The 3,767-nt window shown below is 60.7% G+C and carries 3 protein-coding genes; 1 reads left to right on the top strand and 2 read right to left on the bottom strand.

The window, feature by feature from the left end; all coding sequences use genetic code 11:
• Positions 1-145 precede the first annotated feature (145 nt).
• A complete protein-coding gene (locus ACIPO9_RS28155) occupies positions 146-1,531 on the bottom strand; it encodes a methyl-accepting chemotaxis protein (protein ID WP_400784549.1) in 1,386 nt (461 codons plus the stop codon).
• A gap of 729 nt (positions 1,532-2,260) precedes the next feature.
• On the opposite strand from ACIPO9_RS28155, the gene ACIPO9_RS28150 reads away from it, so the two are divergent.
• Entirely contained in the window at positions 2,261-2,590 is a 330-nt protein-coding gene (locus tag ACIPO9_RS28150) for a hypothetical protein (protein ID WP_274130797.1), read from the top strand.
• A 71-nt stretch (positions 2,591-2,661) separates the two neighbouring features.
• Here the strand turns inward: ACIPO9_RS28150 and ACIPO9_RS28145 are convergent, their stop codons facing one another.
• Positions 2,662-3,447: a sulfite exporter TauE/SafE family protein gene (locus ACIPO9_RS28145; RefSeq protein ID WP_274130796.1), complete on the bottom strand. Its 786-nt coding sequence runs from the start codon at positions 3,445-3,447 to the stop codon at positions 2,662-2,664.
• Positions 3,448-3,767 lie beyond the last annotated feature (320 nt).

Raw genomic sequence — 3,767 nt, 5'->3', positions numbered from 1 at the left:
CCCGCGTCGCATTTTCCCTGATGCAGAACAAGGACGCATACCAGGCAGGAAAGAGGGCTAAAAAACTTTGCCCTCAACCATAGAATCTCCCACAGGCACATCCCATGTATGTCGTCGTTTGTGTATTCCGTCGCTCGGGTGATTCTCACATCAACGCCGACAACCGCACATCCGCCGCCAGCACCCGGCTCAACTGCCCATTACCGGCAAAGATCGGTACCGAGACGGTGATGCAGAAATCATCCGTAGCCGATGATCGATACACCGGCGTGATGTGGCTGGCGGACTGTTCGGCCACGGCGCGAAACCATGGCCGCTGGGACCAGTTGCGACCCCTGCAGCTAGGCCCCTTGCCATTGCCCTCCAACCCGATGTTTTCGCTGATCTGCACCCCGTTGCGGTCAACCATGTAGAACAGCTCGAAGCGCTGATCCCGTTGCAGCGTGTCGCGCATGAAGCGTTCGGCGCTCTGTAGATCCCCATGCAACGCCGCCTCGCTGGCCAGCCGCTCGACACTGCCCTGAATGGCCTTGTGCATCTGCAGGCCGAAACCGCCCAGCCCGTCCAGCAAGCGATCCCCGCTGACACGCACCGCATCACTGTGGGTCAATACCTGCCCGGCGTTGCCCAACAACTGCGCGGCGACCCCGGCGATGTTCTGCACGTCACGGTTGATCGCATGCACGGCGATCCCGATATGCTCGGTGCCGGATGCGATATGCCCGACTCGCTGTTCGAGCTGATCCATGGCCGCCTGCGTCCCCAACAGGTCCTCCCCCATGCGGGTCATGCCCGCCCGGCCATCGGCCACCGCCGCGTGCATCACTTTGCCGGCCGCGCCCAATTGATCCATGTCCGCGCGAAAGCGCTCGATGATCTGACTGACCCGCCCGGTGGACTCAGTGGTGTGCCCGGCCAGGCGCCGGACCTCATCGGCGACCACCGCAAAGCCGCGCCCGTGCTCCCCTGCACGCGCCGCTTCGATGGCCGCATTCAGGGCCAGCAGGTTGGTCTGCTGCGAAATGCTGGCAATCACGCCCAGCACTTGGCTCACCTCCTCCAGTTGCCCGAACAACTGCCCGATCACCTTATCGAGGGTCTCTTCGCTGGCACCGATGGCATTGACCTGGTCGAGCACCTGCTCGCCGGTCTGCTGGCACTGGCGCAGGGTCGATGCGACTTCACTGGAAAGCTTGGCAACCTCTGCCGCGCCGGGCACCAGTTCGCTGTCCAGCGACGTGCTGACCTGCTCGCTGGCGCTGGCGATCAGCTCCGACGCCTGGGCCAGGGTCTGCCCGCTCTGTTCAGTGGCACGGGCGATCCGCGCAAGCTCGGGCGCATGGGCAGCAATGTCCACGCTGGCGGCCAGGCTCTCACCCAGGCGCTGGTGCAAGGACTGGGTAAAGCCGTTCAAGCGCCTGTTGAGCGGCGACGGCCCGGACAATTGCACGGTCAGGTCCAGGCGGTCGAACAGCAGGTTGAGCAGGTCATCGTCTTGGACCCGGTATTTATTGGCGCGCAGTGAAAACATCTGGCAACTCCTTCGCAATGTTCCCCAAAGACTGCAAGCAGAGTGCCATCACCAAACCCCTCCATTCAGGCGCTCAACACCCTTCCCAGCGCACGATTTTCGACATCGCCGCCAATCCCCCTGACCCTTTTGGTGCAGCACGGCCAACCCGCTCCCTGAGCCAGGTCAAAGCCCATGGCAGAGCGCCTGCCTCCCGCAAAGGCCCGTGTTCACTGACTTTGTAGTCACGAAAGGACTTTCGGTATCAAAACTACAAAATATGTAGTTCATGAAAAATATCACTACAAAATGGTTGACGAAGGTTTTTCCCACCGGCATAGTGAAGCCGTCTCCCCGATCGGGAGAGCTGGCAAAAGTATTCCGGGCCCGTTCGACATAGCCGTCGAACAACCTCTGGATGTGTGCTGCCCACAAGGCAGATTGATGAAGCTGAACCGGCAGGATCGACTCGACTGGGCCGAGCGCTGGCGAAACATCCTCATGACACTTGTGGTCGACCACGCATCGTCGCCAGTGTCTCTGGACGTCCGCTGTTTCTCACCCTCCTCGTTTCGCCCCCGCTCGTAGCAGCCTCTCATCGACACTACATCCGCGCCGCCCGGCACCGGCTCTGTGTATCGACGGACCTTTAATGTCAGCAACAGAAGGACTGCGAACCGATGGACGATTCGCCATAACGTGTGAACTAACCAGATAGATTAATCAGTGGGCAAAAAGGGGTATCCAATCATGAACTTGAACAATCAACCTACCATTGACCAATTGGCTCGACTGTTCGCTGCACAGAAGGACTCCCTCGATAGCCACATTCTCTGGGTCTGCAAGGAAGGCAACGTGCACATGGAAGGCCTGGGTGCCTGCACCGAGGAGCAGGAGTTCGACGACCAGCATCCGCACATGCGTGCGCGGCTGAAGATGTACCGCAAGGGCCAGGGCTATGTCGGCAAGAAGGCCGCCGCCGACAAACAGTTCCTGGGCCGGGTGCTCGACACCCTGAGCAGTGAGTGGGGCCAGGTACGCGAGGCGTCGGGCGTACGGGTCATCGACAAGCTCTGCTAAGCAATGAAAACGCCGCTGATCCCCTCCACGACGGGGGATCAGCGGCGTTTTGCTGTGTGCTTGAAACCGGGTCAGAATGCCAGCTTGTAACCGATGGCGACCAGCATCACGGCCAGGCAAGGGCGCAGCACGCCATCGGGGATGCGCCCGGTCAGGTGGCTGCCCATGTAGATCCCCGGCAGCGACCCCATCAGCAGGAAGCCCAGCATTGACCAGTCCATGTTGCCCATGCTGGCGTGGCCGAGGCCTGCCACCAGCGTCAGTGGCACGGCATGGGCGATCTCGGTGCCCACCAGACGACGGGTGTCCAGGAATGGATACAGCAGGAACAACGCCACGGTGCCCAGTGCCCCCGCGCCGATGGACGTCAGCGCCACCATCACACCCAGCAGCACCCCGGTGAGCACGGTCAGGATGTTCAGACTGCGGTCGCTCAAGCGATAGCGGTCACCGGCATGGCGATGGGCGAATGCCAGCAGGCGCTTCTTGAAGAAGATCGCGAGGGCAGTCAGCAACAGCACAAAGCCCAGCGCCTGTTTGATGACGCTGTTCATCGACTCGGGGGCGGCATACAGGCTGTGCAGAAACAGCAAGGTCAGTCCGGCGGCGGGCACGCTGCCCAGTGTCAGCCAGCCGGTGATGCGCCAGTCGATGTTGTCGTTCTTCTTGTGAACCAGCACCCCGCCGCTCTTGGTGATGGCGGCGTACAGCAGGTCAGTGCCCACGGCCGTGGCCGGGTTGATGCCGAACCACAACAGGATCGGCGTCATGAGCGATCCACCACCGACGCCGGTCATGCCTACGATGAAGCCGACCACCAGGCCTGCGACGACGAAACCAATATTGCCAAAATCCATTGTTCTGCCTGACCGATGCGCACATGCGAGAAAAAACTGGCGCGCAGGATAGCCAGTTTTCTTATAAACAACGTAGACCGAAACGATCTATCGTTATAACCATAAGTGCGCACATGAAACACATGATCCGCAACAACACCCGGACTGTGGGAGCGGGCTTGCTCGCGAATGCGGTGTTTCATTCGGCATTGAGGTGTCGGGCCTTACGCTTTCGCTGGCAAGCCAGCTTGTATGGTAGGACTCGAAGGGGTGGGTGGGACCAAAAGCCAGCTTCTGACTGTTAGCCGCAGTACAGACCGTGGGAGAAATCGTCCCCACCC

Source organism: Pseudomonas sp. NPDC090203 (assembly GCF_044746765.1).
GTDB classification, from domain to species: Bacteria; Pseudomonadota; Gammaproteobacteria; order Pseudomonadales; family Pseudomonadaceae; genus Aquipseudomonas; species Aquipseudomonas putida_AD.
This window is presented reverse-complemented; position numbering and strand designations above follow the sequence as displayed.